At 63.6% G+C, this 14,329-nt stretch carries 24 protein-coding genes and 1 pseudogene; 13 read left to right on the top strand and 12 right to left on the bottom strand.

Annotated elements, in window-relative coordinates; translation table 11 throughout:
• Positions 1 to 200: 200 nt before the first annotated feature.
• Positions 201 to 710, bottom strand: a complete 510-nt coding sequence (locus tag E4K65_RS31400; RefSeq protein ID WP_135177414.1) for a DUF4142 domain-containing protein — start codon at positions 708 to 710, stop codon at positions 201 to 203.
• A 94-nt stretch (positions 711 to 804) separates the two neighbouring features.
• On the opposite strand from E4K65_RS31400, the gene E4K65_RS31395 reads away from it, so the two are divergent.
• From E4K65_RS31395 to E4K65_RS49820, 3 genes and pseudogenes are all read left to right on the top strand, one after another.
• A complete protein-coding gene (locus E4K65_RS31395) occupies positions 805 to 999 on the top strand; it encodes a hypothetical protein (RefSeq protein ID WP_135177413.1) in 195 nt (64 codons plus the stop codon).
• A 108-nt stretch (positions 1,000 to 1,107) separates the two neighbouring features.
• A complete protein-coding gene (locus E4K65_RS49565) occupies positions 1,108 to 1,239 on the top strand; it encodes a hypothetical protein (RefSeq protein ID WP_283813910.1) in 132 nt (43 codons plus the stop codon).
• A gap of 96 nt (positions 1,240 to 1,335) precedes the next feature.
• Positions 1,336 to 1,562 (top strand): annotated as a pseudogene (locus E4K65_RS49820) (hypothetical protein).
• A 142-nt stretch (positions 1,563 to 1,704) separates the two neighbouring features.
• Here E4K65_RS49820 and E4K65_RS31385 read toward each other — a convergent pair.
• Positions 1,705 to 1,965, bottom strand: coding sequence for a hypothetical protein (locus tag E4K65_RS31385; protein ID WP_167771295.1), 261 nt, complete (start codon positions 1,963 to 1,965; stop codon positions 1,705 to 1,707).
• Between the two features lie 173 nt (positions 1,966 to 2,138).
• Between E4K65_RS31385 and E4K65_RS47685 the strand changes: the two genes are divergently transcribed.
• Together E4K65_RS47685 and E4K65_RS31380 are read left to right on the top strand one after the other, a co-directional pair.
• A complete protein-coding gene (locus E4K65_RS47685) occupies positions 2,139 to 2,297 on the top strand; it encodes a hypothetical protein (RefSeq protein WP_167771294.1) in 159 nt (52 codons plus the stop codon).
• On the top strand, positions 2,281 to 2,472 hold the full coding sequence (locus E4K65_RS31380) for a hypothetical protein (protein WP_135177412.1): 192 nt from the start codon (positions 2,281 to 2,283) through the stop codon (positions 2,470 to 2,472). Before E4K65_RS47685 ends, E4K65_RS31380 begins: the two co-directional genes overlap by 17 nt.
• A gap of 11 nt (positions 2,473 to 2,483) precedes the next feature.
• Here the strand turns inward: E4K65_RS31380 and E4K65_RS31375 are convergent, their stop codons facing one another.
• The 4 genes from E4K65_RS31375 to E4K65_RS31360 all read right to left on the bottom strand — a co-directional run bounded on the left by E4K65_RS31375 (position 2,484) and on the right by E4K65_RS31360 (position 4,284).
• Complete coding sequence (locus E4K65_RS31375) at positions 2,484 to 2,930, bottom strand: DUF3147 family protein (RefSeq protein ID WP_135177411.1); 447 nt, start codon at positions 2,928 to 2,930, stop codon at positions 2,484 to 2,486.
• Positions 2,930 to 3,277: a DUF3147 family protein gene (locus E4K65_RS31370; protein ID WP_135177410.1), complete on the bottom strand. Its 348-nt coding sequence runs from the start codon at positions 3,275 to 3,277 to the stop codon at positions 2,930 to 2,932. Before E4K65_RS31370 ends, E4K65_RS31375 begins: the two co-directional genes overlap by 1 nt.
• Entirely contained in the window at positions 3,274 to 3,855 is a 582-nt protein-coding gene (locus tag E4K65_RS31365; protein WP_135177409.1) for a phosphatase PAP2 family protein, read from the bottom strand. Before E4K65_RS31365 ends, E4K65_RS31370 begins: the two co-directional genes overlap by 4 nt.
• 201 nt (positions 3,856 to 4,056) lie before the next feature.
• The gene (locus E4K65_RS31360; RefSeq protein ID WP_135177408.1) at positions 4,057 to 4,284 is read right to left on the bottom strand and encodes a hypothetical protein; all 228 of its coding nucleotides are present in this window, start codon (positions 4,282 to 4,284) and stop codon (positions 4,057 to 4,059) included.
• A gap of 130 nt (positions 4,285 to 4,414) precedes the next feature.
• On the opposite strand from E4K65_RS31360, the gene E4K65_RS31355 reads away from it, so the two are divergent.
• Both E4K65_RS31355 and E4K65_RS47680 read left to right on the top strand, forming a co-directional pair.
• A complete protein-coding gene (locus tag E4K65_RS31355) occupies positions 4,415 to 4,789 on the top strand; it encodes a PRC-barrel domain-containing protein (protein ID WP_135177407.1) in 375 nt (124 codons plus the stop codon).
• 23 nt (positions 4,790 to 4,812) lie between these two features.
• The gene (locus E4K65_RS47680) at positions 4,813 to 4,971 is read left to right on the top strand and encodes a hypothetical protein (RefSeq protein WP_167771293.1); all 159 of its coding nucleotides are present in this window, start codon (positions 4,813 to 4,815) and stop codon (positions 4,969 to 4,971) included.
• Positions 4,972 to 5,095: 124 nt separating this feature from the next.
• Here the strand turns inward: E4K65_RS47680 and E4K65_RS31350 are convergent, their stop codons facing one another.
• Positions 5,096 to 5,560: a winged helix-turn-helix transcriptional regulator gene (locus E4K65_RS31350; RefSeq protein WP_135177406.1), complete on the bottom strand. Its 465-nt coding sequence runs from the start codon at positions 5,558 to 5,560 to the stop codon at positions 5,096 to 5,098.
• Between the two features lie 162 nt (positions 5,561 to 5,722).
• On the opposite strand from E4K65_RS31350, the gene E4K65_RS31345 reads away from it, so the two are divergent.
• The 4 genes from E4K65_RS31345 (at position 5,723) to E4K65_RS31330 (ending at position 9,885) form a co-directional block, all read left to right on the top strand.
• Positions 5,723 to 6,460 (top strand): SDR family oxidoreductase, encoded by a 738-nt coding sequence (locus E4K65_RS31345; RefSeq protein WP_135177405.1) that lies wholly within the window; start codon positions 5,723 to 5,725, stop codon positions 6,458 to 6,460.
• A gap of 62 nt (positions 6,461 to 6,522) precedes the next feature.
• Positions 6,523 to 7,524 (top strand): NAD(P)H-dependent flavin oxidoreductase, encoded by a 1,002-nt coding sequence (locus tag E4K65_RS31340; RefSeq protein ID WP_135177404.1) that lies wholly within the window; start codon positions 6,523 to 6,525, stop codon positions 7,522 to 7,524.
• 109 nt (positions 7,525 to 7,633) lie between these two features.
• Positions 7,634 to 8,053, top strand: a complete 420-nt coding sequence (locus E4K65_RS31335; RefSeq protein WP_135177403.1) for a hypothetical protein — start codon at positions 7,634 to 7,636, stop codon at positions 8,051 to 8,053.
• Positions 8,054 to 8,319: 266 nt separating this feature from the next.
• Positions 8,320 to 9,885, top strand: coding sequence for an alkaline phosphatase D family protein (locus E4K65_RS31330; RefSeq protein ID WP_135177402.1), 1,566 nt, complete (start codon positions 8,320 to 8,322; stop codon positions 9,883 to 9,885).
• Here the strand turns inward: E4K65_RS31330 and E4K65_RS31325 are convergent.
• Positions 9,882 to 10,103, bottom strand: a complete 222-nt coding sequence (locus E4K65_RS31325) for a hypothetical protein (protein ID WP_135177401.1) — start codon at positions 10,101 to 10,103, stop codon at positions 9,882 to 9,884. The genes E4K65_RS31330 and E4K65_RS31325 overlap by 4 nt on opposite strands.
• 258 nt (positions 10,104 to 10,361) lie before the next feature.
• Here E4K65_RS31325 and E4K65_RS31320 point away from each other — a divergent pair, with 258 nt between their 5' ends.
• Positions 10,362 to 11,180, top strand: a complete 819-nt coding sequence (locus tag E4K65_RS31320) for an aldo/keto reductase (RefSeq protein WP_135177400.1) — start codon at positions 10,362 to 10,364, stop codon at positions 11,178 to 11,180.
• A gap of 66 nt (positions 11,181 to 11,246) precedes the next feature.
• Here E4K65_RS31320 and E4K65_RS31315 read toward each other — a convergent pair whose 3' ends face one another.
• Together E4K65_RS31315 and E4K65_RS31310 are read right to left on the bottom strand one after the other, a co-directional pair.
• On the bottom strand, positions 11,247 to 11,462 hold the full coding sequence (locus E4K65_RS31315; protein ID WP_135177399.1) for a hypothetical protein: 216 nt from the start codon (positions 11,460 to 11,462) through the stop codon (positions 11,247 to 11,249).
• A gap of 95 nt (positions 11,463 to 11,557) precedes the next feature.
• Positions 11,558 to 11,998, bottom strand: a complete 441-nt coding sequence (locus E4K65_RS31310) for a hypothetical protein (protein ID WP_235885788.1) — start codon at positions 11,996 to 11,998, stop codon at positions 11,558 to 11,560.
• Positions 11,999 to 12,168: 170 nt separating this feature from the next.
• Between E4K65_RS31310 and E4K65_RS31305 the strand changes: the two genes are divergently transcribed.
• Positions 12,169 to 12,441: a helix-turn-helix domain-containing protein gene (locus E4K65_RS31305; RefSeq protein WP_027546217.1), complete on the top strand. Its 273-nt coding sequence runs from the start codon at positions 12,169 to 12,171 to the stop codon at positions 12,439 to 12,441.
• Between the two features lie 7 nt (positions 12,442 to 12,448).
• On the opposite strand, the gene E4K65_RS31300 is transcribed toward E4K65_RS31305, so the two are convergent.
• Together E4K65_RS31300 and E4K65_RS31295 are read right to left on the bottom strand one after the other, a co-directional pair.
• Positions 12,449 to 13,681, bottom strand: coding sequence for an aminotransferase-like domain-containing protein (locus E4K65_RS31300; RefSeq protein WP_135177398.1), 1,233 nt, complete (start codon positions 13,679 to 13,681; stop codon positions 12,449 to 12,451).
• Positions 13,682 to 13,770: 89 nt separating this feature from the next.
• Complete coding sequence (locus E4K65_RS31295) at positions 13,771 to 14,298, bottom strand: DUF3124 domain-containing protein (protein WP_167771291.1); 528 nt, start codon at positions 14,296 to 14,298, stop codon at positions 13,771 to 13,773.
• Positions 14,299 to 14,329: the final 31 nt, after the last annotated feature.

Here is a 14,329-nt window from a genome sequence, read left to right as displayed (position 1 = left end):
TTCGAAATCAAGCGCCAAGGTTGCGACGCCGGGAAATGGAACCTGCTTTGCTCAGCCCGACCGCAACAACGACGATAAAGGCGATTAGTTCCAACCGGTTCCAAAGAATTTTGGACTGATTCGCCCTCTTTGCGGCCACCTCCATGCCAGGCGGGCGGGGGCACCGCAGGCGGGGCGGCCGCCGGCGGACGAAGGGGGGACTATTTGTCCGCCATCGTCCGCTCCGCATCCTTCACCTGCGAACGCAGCACCGGCAGTTGGTCGCGGGCGAAAGCGGCAAGGGCGGCATTGTCGGGAGCTTTCAGATAGTGCTCGAGCAGGGCGATGGTGGATTCATATTCGGGAATCTGCGCGGCGTAGAAGGTTCGCACATAGGCTGGTCCCTCCGAATTGTCGGGTTCGCCGAGGCTTGCACTCGCCGTTGTCTTGCCGACGCGCGGCTCGGCGCCGAGCGCCTGTTGAATGTCCTTCAAGACCTTGTCGCGTTTCGCCGCTTCCTCGGCGCGCAGGGCGGCGAGGTTTTTCACCTCCGCATTGCCCTTCAGATCGGTGCTTTCGAGAAGACCCTGCTGGAAGCGGCTGAACGCGTAGAGGCCGTTGATGACGTCGCTCGCCGTCGGCGTGCGGTCGCCCGGCCTTCGCTCGCCGGTGCTGTCGGCAAGCGCTGCGGTGCTGATGAACATCAGGATGATCGCGACAAGAACTCGCATCGATATCAATGACGGATGGCATGCAAAGTTCCGCGAACGTTACGATCCGGTAAGGGCGGTTGCGCCGCGACCGTTCCGTCCCCACGTTTGATTCATGAAACAGTCTGACATTTTCAGGGACAACGCCGACAACTGCCTGCAGCTCGCCGAGCGAGCGGAAGGGCAACCTGCCCATAAGCGCTATTCGCGCATGGCGGACGCCTGGACCGCGCTCGCGAGAGAACAGGACTGGCTCGATGGCGAAATTCCGCCCGTCACGACCCGTACCTCCCAAAAGCAGGATGCATAGGCGCTCCCGTTTGGGTGTGAGGCCGCGCACGGAATGCAAGCGACCAATCCAGGATCATTCGGGAACAGTCAATCGCGTTGATTTTCGATTCCAGAAGGAGATTTTGCAATGGCTCCACGTCTTGCTCTTCTTTCGCTCATTCTCGCTTTTGGCGTCTCGGTGGCGTTCGCGACGGTGACGACGGTGCGGCAGGTGCATCTGGAAAATGCATCGGCCCCGGTCCATGCGGCGCGTAGCTAGCGCCGCGGCCTCTCGTGTGAACCGGAACATTCGACGCGCCGGCGCGTAAGCGGTTCGGGACATCTGGCAGGACAACTGGAGAGGCGAGTGGACATCATGGCGCATTCCGACCACGGTATCATCAGGGATAACCGCGCGGAGGATCAACCGCGCGACAAGCAGCGCGCGCAGACCGCGCACAAGACGAGCTCGCACAAGACGGGCTCGAGGGGCTCGCCGTCGCGTGAGGCGACTCGCGATCCCAAGCTCAACGACAACAAAACAACAAGACGCCGGGATCCGGCGTGATGCCGGATGATTCCGGCGACGCCCCGACGGGCTAGTTCTCGCAAGGAACGATTCACTGCGCGAAGAGTCGACGGATTGCTTCCGGTTGTCATGCCCCCGGTGCGCCGGAAGCAATCTCCAAGGACGGCCCTGGCACCCCACTGTGCCGGGGTCGTTTGGTTTGCGAGGCCGATGAAATCAATCCTCGGCGTCGTTCTCGGATTTTCCCGGCGTGTGTCCGTCTGGCCCCCGGCCAAATACACCAAACTCGCTTGATTTGATGCCCGTTGACGGGTCGATGCTTGTCTCGATGCCCGCGGCTGCGAGTCCGAACTTGAGCAACTCGCGGACCGCCGCGGCACGCGTTGGCATGCGGTGCTTGAACCGGAAATCATCCACTGCGGCCAGCTCTTCCGGCGAAAGCATGACTTGGAGCCGCTCGTCGCGAAGGTCGTTCATGGTCAATCACGCAAATTGAGCAAGATGAGTAATTTGCTAAACCGGCCAACTTGCCGAGAGTTCCACAGGAGTCCAAAAAAGCGTCAGTTGAGCAATATAATCTAAATAAATCAATAGGTTACTTGAAACTATTCGCGCGGAGGCGCATTCTCATAGGGAAAGGGAGATGCGCCATGACTGACGAGGTCAGGTTACCCCGCAAGCTTTCCGAGGAACGCGAAGCACCAAGGCCGGTGCGTCCAAGCCATCAGAAGGTCATTGAGCAGGTCGAGCGCTGGGCCAACAGCCCGGGCCTGCAACCCCCGAGGACGGACGATGCGAAGACGGTCTGAGCCCCACACATTCGAGCAACGCCTCGAGGCGCAGAGGCTGCTGCTCGAGCATGAGCTTGCGAGCTTGCCGGCCGGCGTTCAGCGCGATTCCGTTGCCGCACGCATCGAGCAGCTTCAGACCGCGGCCGAGATGTTTGAATTCCTGATGCCCCGGGAAGTCTTGGCGCCTCGCTGATCGCGCCAGCGTCAGGATGATGAGCGTCGTCGGGAGACGATGCGCAGCTTTCGCCTCAGCCACCAGATCGACACGGAGACCGCGGCCCAGGTTGCGATGGCTGCGACGAATGCGCCGACGGTGCTCGCTGGAACGGTGATGGAGAAGACGGCGGCGAACGCAGCAAGACCGATGCTTCCCAGGCCGGCTCCGGCGGCGTCGAGCGCAGCAGCCTGTTGTCCCCGTCGCCGGCCATTGAGACCGGCCTTTTCTTTCGCACGGCGCTCATGACTTTCGATCAGCGTAGCGCTGGCGCAGAAGACCGCAGGAAGCGCGAGGAAAAGTCCACCGACGGACTCGCCGAAATGGGCCCCGACAAGTCCCGCCAAAACCGTTGCCAGGCCGCCAAGCACGAAGCGAACGCCGTACTCGTACCAATGCGTCTGCTTCAGCGAAGATGACGACAGCTTGACCAGCATCAGGCTGCACCTCCGAGACCGGCGAGCAGGGCAAAAGCGGCCACGAGCCAGACTGCAAAAGCGAGGACGGTGGCAGGCAGCGCGGCGAACCGGAACCTCATCAGGAGGTGGCAGACGACGACGCTGTAGCAGGCGAGGGCGACGGCGCCGTAGATCATGGTCCAGCTTTCGGCGGCGGCATAACGAGATCCGTGCTGGACGACGGCGATGCCGAGTGTCGCCAGTGCGACCGAAGGCGCAGCGCCCAGCAGTCCGGCGAAACTTTTGGGCCTGAGCATGTCGCCGAGGATGGCGAAGGCGGAGACGATGACGCCGCCCGCGATGAAGCGCAGGACGTATTCGGTCATTGCCGTGCCCGCATCCCGCGCTTGTGGCGCGGCTTCGCCAGCGTCCATGGCCGCAGCAGCCTCTCGACGGCGGCGCCGAGCGCAAAGCCTGCGGCCACGTCGCTCGCCCAATGTGCGAGCAGCGCGACCCGCGTCAGCGAAAGCGCGACGGCGACGGAGCGCACAAGTCGGCGTGGCGCCGGCGGCAGCAGGCCGGCTGCGGAAGCAAGAGCTCCCATGTGAACGGCGTGACCGGACGGAAATGCATCGCTGGATCGGCCGGAAATGGGAACACCGCGCCAATGGCCGCGAACCGTAAGGCGGTCAGGCCTGATCTGATCGAACACGGATTTCAGGATATGCGGCAGCACCGCCGTCACCAGCGAAACTGTCAGGACGTGATTTGCCGCGGGACGTTCATCGGGACGTCGAAGCTGAACGTAAAGCCAACCTGCGGCGGCGAAGGCAAGCAGCACATGCTCGTCCGCGGCCCAGGTCAGCGCTCCAGCAGCTTGCTCGAGCTCCGGATTGGTATGATCCGCGATCTCATTTGCTATCGCGATATCGATCCGGGTCGGTTTGACTGTTACGAGCGCCATCGGCTTGCGGTTGGCGAAATAGTCTGCATGATCGTTCTGTAAAGCTCGGGCACTCGGAGAGGTTCCTGCGCCGAGCGGCTACGGCTGTCCCGAACCGCCCGCCGCGCCGTAGACCTGGCCCGTCGCGTAGCTGGCGTCGGCCGCCGCGAGCTGCACGTTTGTGACGACCAAAACAGCGCCGGAGCCGATGCTCCTGAGCGGCTAGTCGGCCGGATTGCGGCCGGTGCGCGGGTTGATCGGATCGGTCGGCTTGCGCCGCAATCGCTCCGGCAGGAACGGTTCGTCCGGCGAGGCCGACGGCGCTGACCGCACGTCGGCATGATGCTGCGCGCGCTCATGCGGTGTCTGGGTGGAGTTGATGTGCCGCTTCACGTCGAGCCCGTCGACGGGATCGTTGACGCCGTGCTGGATGTCGCGAAAGTCGCTCATGGTTCATGTCCTCTGAGGACTCAGAGAACCACTCGTTTCCAGCGATGTTCCTGATGAGCCGCCGAACCCGCTTTGGAACGATCACCATCGGAACAGATTGGTCCACACACTGGCTGAGTGGAGAATTGAGATGTTGGATCAAGGCGAACTGGACCGCAGCGAAATGGGCCGGTTGATCGGCAGCGACAGGGTCGAGGGAACATCGGTCTATGGCGCGGATCGCAACAAGATCGGTTCGATCGAGCGCGTGATGATCGACAAGATCAGCGGCAAGGTGTCCTACGCCGTGCTCGGCTTTGGCGGATTTCTGGGCGTCGGAAATGACCACTATCCCCTGCCTTGGCAGTCCCTGAAGTACGACACCGAACTCGGTGGCTACGTGACGGGGATTACGGCCAAGGAGCTGCAGGGCGCGCCGAAATATGGTGAGCAGAGCGATTGGAACTGGGGTGACGATGCGGCGGTGCGCGGCATCAACTCCTACTATGGCGTTCCCTTCGCGTAGGCTCCGCACCTTAAGGAGATCCAATGAGCAAGGAAAAGCCCACCGACGATCCCCGGCATCAGAACGATCGGGGATCGCACGCCCAGACGGACAAGCCCTGGAAGGGCAATCCGGAGAAGGAGCAGCGATCGGGCGAGGCGAAGCCCGATCTGGAAAAGTGGCAAACCACCAAGACGCACTGACCAAGGTGCGCCGAGGCTGAAAGTATCACGAACGAAGAGTGCGGCATCGGCACCGCGCTTTCGCTCGCGATCGTCAGCCGTGCTGATGATCCCACCGCGGCAGTGCTGTGCGCGTCAGCGCCACTCACCCCACCGCCTCGTTGCGCCCCGGCCCCGCGTGCACATGCACCTGCTTCGCATGCAGCACCTCGCCGCATTCCGAGCACACCATCACCGGGTCGAACAGCTTGCCGCAGGTCTTGTGCTCATGCAGCATCGGGCGACCGCGTTCGTCGCCCATGTGGGTGTCGCCCCAATGCACCATCGCCATGATGATCGGGTAGAGGTCGAGGCCCTTCTGCGTCAGGATATATTCGTAGCGCTTGGGCGCCTCGGAATAGGGGACGCGGCGCAGGATGCCGAAGCGGACCAGCTTCTTCAGCCGCTCCGACAGAAGATGCCTGGTGATCTGGAGCGAGGACTGAAATCCCTCGAACCGTCGCACGCGCAAAAAGCATTCGCGCAGGATCAGAAGCGTCCAGCGATCGCCGACCACGGCGACGGTACGGGAGAGCGAGCAGGGCTCTTCGTCCAGCGTGTCCCACTTCATGATCCGGTCTCCGGCCGCAGGCGTAGTAAGTCAGAAAAAGGAACTGACTTGAACGATCAATGCAATTTGTCCCTGAAGCTAGCATCCCACCCCGAAATTTGACAGTTCTATTTTAGAACTATAGCCTTCGGTTCAAACACATGCGCACCTGAGGAGGCGACCTTGCCCAAGCGAAACGCGACAGCTGCCGTGATCGGGGCCGGCGATTTCATCGGCTCCGAGATTGCCAAGAAATTCGCAGCCGAGGGTTTTTCGGTCTTCGCCGGACGCCGCAACGGCGACAAACTGGCGCCTCTGGTGAAGGATATCGAGGCCGCCGGCGGCGAGATCCACGCGCGCTCGCTCGATGCGCGGAAAGAGGAAGAGGTCATCGCCTTCCTCGACGATGCCGACAAGCACGCACCGCTGGAAGTTTGCATCTTCAACGTCGGCGCCAACGTCAATTTCCCGATCCTCGACACCACCGAGCGCGTGTTCCGCAAAGCCTGGGAGATGGCCTGCTTTTCCGGCTTCCTCGCAGGCCGGGAAGCGGCGCGCCTGATGCTTCCGCGCGGCGGCGGCAATATCTTCTTCACCGGCGCGACGGCAAGCTTGCGGGGCGGCAGCGGCTTTGCCGCGTTCGCCAGCGCCAAATTCGGCCTGCGCGCGGTGGCGCAGGCGATGGCGCGTGAGCTCGGGCCGAAGAACATCCACGTCGCCCATCTCATCATCGATTCCGGCGTTGATACCGAATGGGTGCGGCAGCGCCGGCTCGAAGCGCTCGGCCCGAACGCGCTGGATAATCCCGACCTGCTGATGCCGCCGTCGGCGGTGGCCGATTCCTATTGGCAGCTCTACCAGCAGCCGAAGAGCGCCTGGACCTTCGAGATGGAGATCCGGCCTTTCGGAGAGAAATGGTGACCGCGACACGAGACTGCGACTAGACTGAACCCATACAAACCGAAATCCGGGAGGAAGCCTGCGTGAAGACCGCGATCACCGAACTGTTCGGCATCGAGCACCCCATCATTCAGGGCGGCATGCATTTCGTCGGCTTTGCCGAGCTGGCCGCCGCCGTCTCCAATGCCGGCGGGCTCGGCATCATCACCGGTCTCACGCAGAAGACGCCGGAGCTGCTGGCAAAAGAGATCGCGCGCTGCCGCGACATGACCGACAAGCCGTTCGGCGTGAACCTCACCTTTCTGCCGGCCTTCTCGGCACCGCCTTATCCCGAATACATCGCGGCCATTGTCGAAGGTGGCGTCAAGTCAGTGGAGACTGCAGGTCGCAGCCCGGAACAGTATATGCCGGCGCTGAAGGCGGCCGGCATCAAGGTGATCCACAAATGCACATCGGTGCGCCATTCCCTGAAGGCCGAGCGCATCGGCTGCGATGCCGTCAGCGTCGACGGCTTTGAGTGCGGCGGCCATCCCGGTGAGGACGACATTCCGAACATGATCCTGCTGCCGCGGGCAGCGGAGGAATTGAAGATCCCGTTCGTCGCCTCCGGCGGCATGGCCGACGGGCGCAGCCTCGTCGCGGCGCTGTCGCTGGGCGCGGCCGGCATGAACATGGGCACGCGCTTCATCGCGACCAAGGAGGCGCCGGTGCATCAGAACGTGAAGAATGCGCTTGTTGCGGCAACCGAGCTCGACACCCGTCTGATCATGCGGAGCTTGCGCAACACCGAACGCGTCCTGAAGAACGCCAATGTCGATCGTCTGCTCGAGATCGAGCGCGCGAAGGGCGCCAAGCTCACCATCGACGACATCCACGACCAGGTCGCGGGCGTCTATCCCAGGATCATGCTGGACGGAGAGATGGACGCGGGCGCCTGGAGCTGCGGAATGGTCGCGGGTCTCATCCACGACATCCCATCCTGCAAGGAACTCGTCGATCGCATCATGGGCCAGGCGGAAACCATCATCCGCAGCCGCCTGATGGGGTTCCTGGATGGGACGGGTGCGACGCGAAAGGTCGCCTGACACTGCCAAACTTCTTAACCACGGCGGCACTTGAACGCTGGAATTGCGCGCGACGCTTCCTAAATAGGGGTAAATTACCCCTTTGATAAATCAATTTCAGGAGGCGTCCGTGGTCCTGAAGAGCGCTCATTTTGCCGTCGCCGTTGCCCTCGTGCTCGCATGGGGCGGCGTCGCGCGCGCTGATGACTACAAGCCTGATGAATATCTCGGCCTCGATCTGTCCAAGGCGGTGTTGTCGCCGAAGCGGCTCGGGCCGGAGACGCGGTTCGCACCGGTCGCACTCGAGGCCCGCGGCGGCAGCGAAGCGCAGGCCCGCGCCGAGCCCATGGACGTGCCGAAGAAGGTCGCCGCCGAACGCGTGCATGTGTCGGAGCCGAAGGTCGCGCACGTCAAGCCCGCGCAGCCGCGCGGTGCGGCCCGGACCAAGCTCGCGAATCGCCACGGCAATCCGCTGGATGCGCAGGCGAGGGATACCCGCATCCAGACCTGGCCGTGCCGCTCCGGCGGCATCTGCAACTGGCAGCGCTGAGCCTTCGCCTCTCCCCGCGTGCGGGGAGAGGCCGGAATGCGCGCGTAGCGCGGATTCCGGTGAGGGGGACTCTCCGCGAGTCCGTCTCTCACTGTGATCGCGGATAGCCCTCACCCCAACCCTCCCCCGTAAGAACGGGGAGAGGGAGTAGACCATCGGCCGTCATCCCCACGTCGTAAAACCGTCGGCGCGGAGTCAAGAAACCGTAAGGGTAGGAGTCAAGGAGCGCAGGCACCTTCCGTCGCGATTCGACGAAGGTCTCCTGAATGGCAACGCTCCGCGCCCCGCGCGCATGGACCCGGCGGCAATTCCTGGTCCGCTCCACCACCAGCCTCGCCTTGGCCGCGCTCGCAAAGCCATCCATCAGCCGTGCCGCCGACCGCCCGCGGATCGCCGGCGGCATCCAGTCCGGCGACGTCTCGGACGGCTCCGCCGTGATCTGGGCGCGCGCCGACCGGGCCGCGCGCATGCAGGTGGAATGCTCCACCGTCGAGAGTTTCAAGACCATCATTGCGGCGGCCTCGAGCGACGCGCTGCCCGACGCCGACTTCACCTCGAAGCTGCTGCTGAGCGATCTGCCGCCCGGACAGGACATCTTCTATCGCGTCCGCTTCGACGACATCGCGACCGGCATCGCCGGCGAGAGCCGCGTCGGCCATTTCCGCACCGCGCCGGCCGCAGGGCAATCGATCTCGTTCCTGTGGTCCGGCGACACCGCGGGGCAGGGCTGGGGCATCGACGTCTCGCGCGGCGGCTATCGCAGCTATCGCACCATGCTCGACAACCGCCCTGACTTCTTCATTCACTCCGGTGACCATATCTACGCCGACTGCACGATTCCATCCGAACAGAAGCTGCCGAACGGCGAGACCTGGCGCAACATCGTCACGGAAGAAAAATCCGAGGTCGCGCACACGCTGGCGCAATTTCGCGGCAACTACAAATACAATCATCTCGACGAGCATTTTCGCGATTTCCACGCGAATGTGCCGATGTTTGCGCAGTGGGACGACCACGAGGTCAGCAACGACTGGTCCCCGTCCGGCAGCTATGACGAGGCTGGCTATGAGGACGACGGCACGCCGCGCCTGGTCGCGCGCGCCCGCCGCGCCTTCTTCGACTTCATGCCGATCCGCGACGTCGGCGCACGGCAGGGGCGGGTCTATCGCAAGATCGCTTATGGACCGCTGCTCGACGTCTTCATGATCGACATGCGCAGTTTTCGCGATGACACCTGGAACAAGGGTAACGACCATCGCGGCTGGATCCTGGGCGCCGAGCAGCTGGCCTGGCTGAAGCGGGAGCTCGCAGCCTCGCGCGCGACCTGGAAGGTGATCGCGGCCGACCTGCCGATCGGCCTGATCAGCCTCGATGCGGTCGCGCTCGGTAATGGGCCGCCCGATAGACGCGAGCACGAGATCGCCGATTTGCTCAGCTCCATCAAGCGCGCGGGCGTGCGCAACGTCGTCTGGCTCACCGCAGACATGCACTACACCGCCGCGCATTACTACGATCCGAACAGCGCGCAATTCCAGGATTTCGAGCCGTTCTGGGAGTTCGTCTCTGGCCCGCTGCATGCCGGCACCTGGGGTCCGGGCGAGCTCGACGACACTTTTGGTGCGGTCGCGATGTACCAGAACGGCTGCAGCGAGGCGCAGGGCGAGAATTTGGCGCCGTGTTTCGGACTTCAGTTCTTCGGCCGCGTCGATATCGATGGCGTGACCGGCGTGATGACCGTGACGCTGAAGGACGTCGACAACCGCGACCTCTGGTCGGTCGACATCGTGCCGCAGTCGCAGGCGCACCCGACCGTGGTCGCGCAGCATTCCTAAGGCATGCGCAAGCCGATGCCGCCGCGCACGGGACGGGGCGTGGCCTGCGGAGCCTCTGCGCGCGCATTCATCCAGTCAGGCGCTCGCGGCGCGGCGGGTTGCCGGACAAAGAATTCGCCCTGTTTGAGCGAGCCCGTGTAGGCAAAGCGGTCGGCATGCGCCGGAACTGCGCTGGCGAGGGTTGCCGCTACAAAGGCCATCGTCAAAAGCGTCTTCATGATCGTCTCCTGATTGCCTGCGGCCGGAACGACCGCGATGGTGAGATGCTGACAGGAGAGAGCGATGATCTGAAATGCCGTTTGGCTGTTGCGGCGATGCCCGCCGGCTATCTTGCTAAACTGATCTTGATTTGGTCCCCTTCGGCCATCGCGCTATAGTGTCGCCTCCCGCCACCTCTTTTCCATCACCGAAGAGTCTGTCCCCACGGCCTCACCGCGGGCATCTCAGCGGGCTGAAATACGTCAGGAGCCTGTTTTATGGACAATCTGAAGACACAGGGCATCAGCATGCCCAAGCTCGGCCTCGGCACCTTCCGCATGCAGGGCGATGCCTGCCGTGCCGCGGTCGAGAGCGCGCTGTCGGTCGGCTATCGCCACATCGACACGGCTGAAATGTATGCCAACGAGGAATCCATCGGCGCCGCGCTCGCCGCGGCCCGGCTGCCGCGTAGCGAGCTGCACGTCACGACGAAGGTCTGGCATGAGAATTTGGCACCGGATGCGATCCGGCGGGCCTTCGACGCCAGCCTGGAGAAGCTCCGGCTCGACCATGTCGATCTCTATCTCGTGCACTGGCCGTCCAGGTCCGCGAACTGGGGCGCGGTGTTCGAGACCTTGATGAAGCTGAACGAGGAGGGGCGCACGCGGGCGATCGGCGTCGCCAATTTCACCACGGCGCTGCTCAAGATCGCGGTCGAGGAGATCAGGGCGCCGATCGCCTGCAACCAGATCGAATATCACGCGATGCTCGATCAATCGAAGGTGCTGGACTATCTCAATGCCAGGTCGATTCCGCTGGTCGCCTATTGCCCGCTGGCGCAGGGGCGCATTGCCTCCGATCCGGTGCTGGCGGAGATCGGCACCAAGCACAACGCGACCGCTGCGCAGGTTGCGTTGAAATGGCTGCTCGACCAGGGCGGCGTCGCGGCGATCCCGAAGGCCTCGCGCCGCGAGAGCCAGCAGGCCAATCTCGATGCGCTGAAGATCACGCTCGACGATGCCGACCGCAAGAAGATCGCCGCGCTGCCGAAGGACAGGCGCTGCGTCAATCCCGGCTTTGCGCCGGCGTGGGACTGACCAAGCGCATGTTGCGCACACAAAGAAATGGCCCCGCAAGGGGCCATTTCCATGTTGCGTTGCGCGTTAGTCCCAGTGGTGATGGTTGCGCTTGACCACGACGACACGATCGCGATGGTGCCAGCCGCGATGCCAGCCATGATCACGATGCTCACGCATTTCGGCGCGCGCGCCGTAGCCATGGTGGCCGTTCTTGATCACCACCGTTTCGGCACTCGCCATCGTCGGTGCAATGATCGCGAACGCGCCGAGAGCAGCAACCACATAACCAAGCTTCTTCATGATGTCCTCCTCCAATCCAATGCAGATGAGAACGGCGCGTGCGTGCGAACGTTCCGGAGGAACTGGCGGAGAATTCTGAACGGATGTTCAGATGCTCAATCGCAGCGTTGCTGCGCAGGCGTCGGCGCGCCCGTGGCGACGTATTTGCCGTCCCTGATCGTGTACGCGCCGCGCTCGCTGCGATTGTAGATCGCGCGCAGGCTGCCGTCCTTGGCCAGCAGCAGCCCGAACTCGCGGGTCTGATGCAGCGATGGAAAGTACACCATCACATTGAGCAGGCCCTCGGCGTTGACCGTGGCGGACACGACCTCGTTCTCGTCCTTGGCCTCGCCGAAATTGCGCCGGTACATCACCCGGCCATCCTTCTGGATTTCGTAAGTCAGGAGCGCACCCTTGTCACGGTCGGGCCGGACCGCGCAATCGACCGCCCATGAGCCGAGCAGGCCCCATTGTTCGACCGTCGCCGCAAGCGTCTCGGCACCGGCCGTGGACGTGAACGCGACCCACACCACCGCGGCCGTGGTCCAGCGGCTCATACAACGCGTCATGTCCTGAAAGGCCCCACCTCGAAGAATTCCAAAGTGTAGCATCCCGCCCGCGGTCGTCCACGGCAGCCGCCGATCGCGCGCGAATTTGATCCGCGTCAATGAGGCCGGCCGCTTCCAGGCTAGGATGGCGCTTCCCGAAGGCGAACGTGGATAGACCAATGCTGAATCAAGTCATGGATTTTGCGGGCGAAGTGCTGCCGGGCAGCTGTGCCGTGCCGCCTTATTCGGAGACCGCGTTTTTGGCCGAACTGGGCGACCGCTTGAGATCCTCGCGCATGCGCTGCGACCTGTCGCGCCGGGAGTTGGCCCGCCGCTCCGGGATTTCCGAGCGCTATATCGCCCAGATCGAGGCCGGCAAGGGCAACGTCTCGATCGTCCTGTTGCTGCGGCTGGCCTCCGCGATCCACGGCAGCCAGCCCCAGGCGGCTTGATGAGGCGTTAAGCCCGCTTCTCCACATTGGCGCTGCGGGCGGGCACGCCGAACTCCCTGCGGCAGACCTCGGCCAGCACAGCGACGCCCTCGCGGATCTGCTGATGTGAGGGGCTGGCAAAGCACAGCCTGAGGCGTGAGCTGGAATGGCCCTTGTTGGTCGACCATTCCGGCCCCGGATTGATCGACACGCCGGCAGCAAGCGCGGCCTGATACAGCTTCAGCGTATCGACCTGGTCGGGCAGCTTCACCCACAGGAAGATGCCGCCCTTGGGCTCTTCGAACTCCGCCGCCGTCCCGAACTGCTCGTTGAGGGCTTCCATCAGCGTATCGAGCTTGGTGCGCAGCACCTTCGTCAGGGCCGGCACGTGGCTTGCGAAATGCGGCTTGCAATAGGCCGCCAGCACCATCTGCTCCAGCGCGCCGGAGCCGGCATCCGTCTTCAGCGACAGCATCCGCGACATCACATCCCAGGGCGCGACGACGAAGCCGACGCGCAGCGCCGGCGCGATCGATTTCGAGAACGAGCCGATATGGATCACGCCGCCGTTCGGGCTCATCGCGTAGATTGCCGGCGGCCGCTGTCCCGACCAGACGAGATCGGCATAGCAGTCGTCCTCGAAGATCGGCACGCCATACTCGGCGGCGAGCCGCACCAGCTCGGCGCGGCGGCTCTCCGGCATGATGCTGCCGGTCGGGTTCTGCACCGTGGGGATGGTGTAGATGTATTTTGGGCGGATGCCGCGGCTCTTCAGGTCGGCCAGCGTCGTGGCCAGCACGTCCATGCGCATGCCGTCCGCATCGAGCGGAATGCCTGCTACGTTGACGCCGAGCCGTGCCAGGCGGTTCAGCGAGCCCTGATAGCTGTCCTGCTCGAAGATCACGGTATCGCCGCGGGCGAGCAGCGTATTGTTGACGAGGTCGAGCGCCTGGAGCGAGCCGGAGACGATCAGGAGATCGTCGACCGTGCAGTTGACGCCGGCATCGCGCTTCAGCTTGGAGACGAGGAATTCGCGCAGCGGCAGGTAACCTTGCGGACCATGCGCCAGACCGTAAGTGGCGAGCGATCGGCCCTCGCGTTGCAGGGCGAGGTTGGCCGCCTCGATCAGCTCGTCCAGCGGCACCTGCTCGGAATCATTGTTGCCGCCGACGAAGCTGTATTTGGCAAGGCCCGTCCAGCGCGCGGAAGGGGCCGGCAGCCCTGCGGGAAACAGGGGCGCGAAATCGAAGCTGGACGTCATGGGAGCGTTCCTCGTTTTGTTCTTGTTGAGCGACCGGCTTTGCACCGGCCTGCTTTACGTCTTGCCGGCCGTCCGGGTCGGACGGCCCTCTACTTCTTTGTGGCCGTCCGGGTCGGACGTCCCTGGCTGATGAAAGCGTAATGCGCATTGGCGACGCCGCCAACCATCAAGGCCTCGACCACCGGCTCGGCGATCTCGCCGGTTGCCGCCCAGTCGACGAGGAAATTGGCTCCGGTCCCGCCGCGCACGTCGTCGGTCGGAATGAAGATCGAGACGGTGGCGAGGGGCCTCAAGGCCACCGGCGCCTTCAGATAGCTTTCGACCTGCTTGCCTGCAGTGTCGAAATAGGCGATGCGTTTGACCACCAGTGGCTGAGTCTCGGAGGCGTTGTGAACGCTCAATGTCACCGAGAAATCGACGCGCAGCTTGCCCTGGCTCATCGCGACGCTGGAATAGGCCGGCACATAGAACCCGCCGGCGACGGCCAGTTCCTCCTTCGGCAGCGCGGTGAGCGAATCGGCAAAGTTTTGTTCGATATTGACCTTGGATTGGGCCGCGGCCGGCAAAGCGGACGCGAATGAACCTAGCAGGGCTATCAGCCAGAGCACGATCCGCATGTGACGAATTGCTCGCTTGCCGCGGCGCAAC

This window comes from Bradyrhizobium niftali (assembly GCF_004571025.1).
Taxonomy (GTDB): Bacteria; Pseudomonadota; Alphaproteobacteria; order Rhizobiales; family Xanthobacteraceae; genus Bradyrhizobium; species Bradyrhizobium niftali.
The sequence above is the reverse complement of the archived record's forward strand: the minus strand, read 5'-3'. Positions and strand labels throughout refer to the sequence as shown.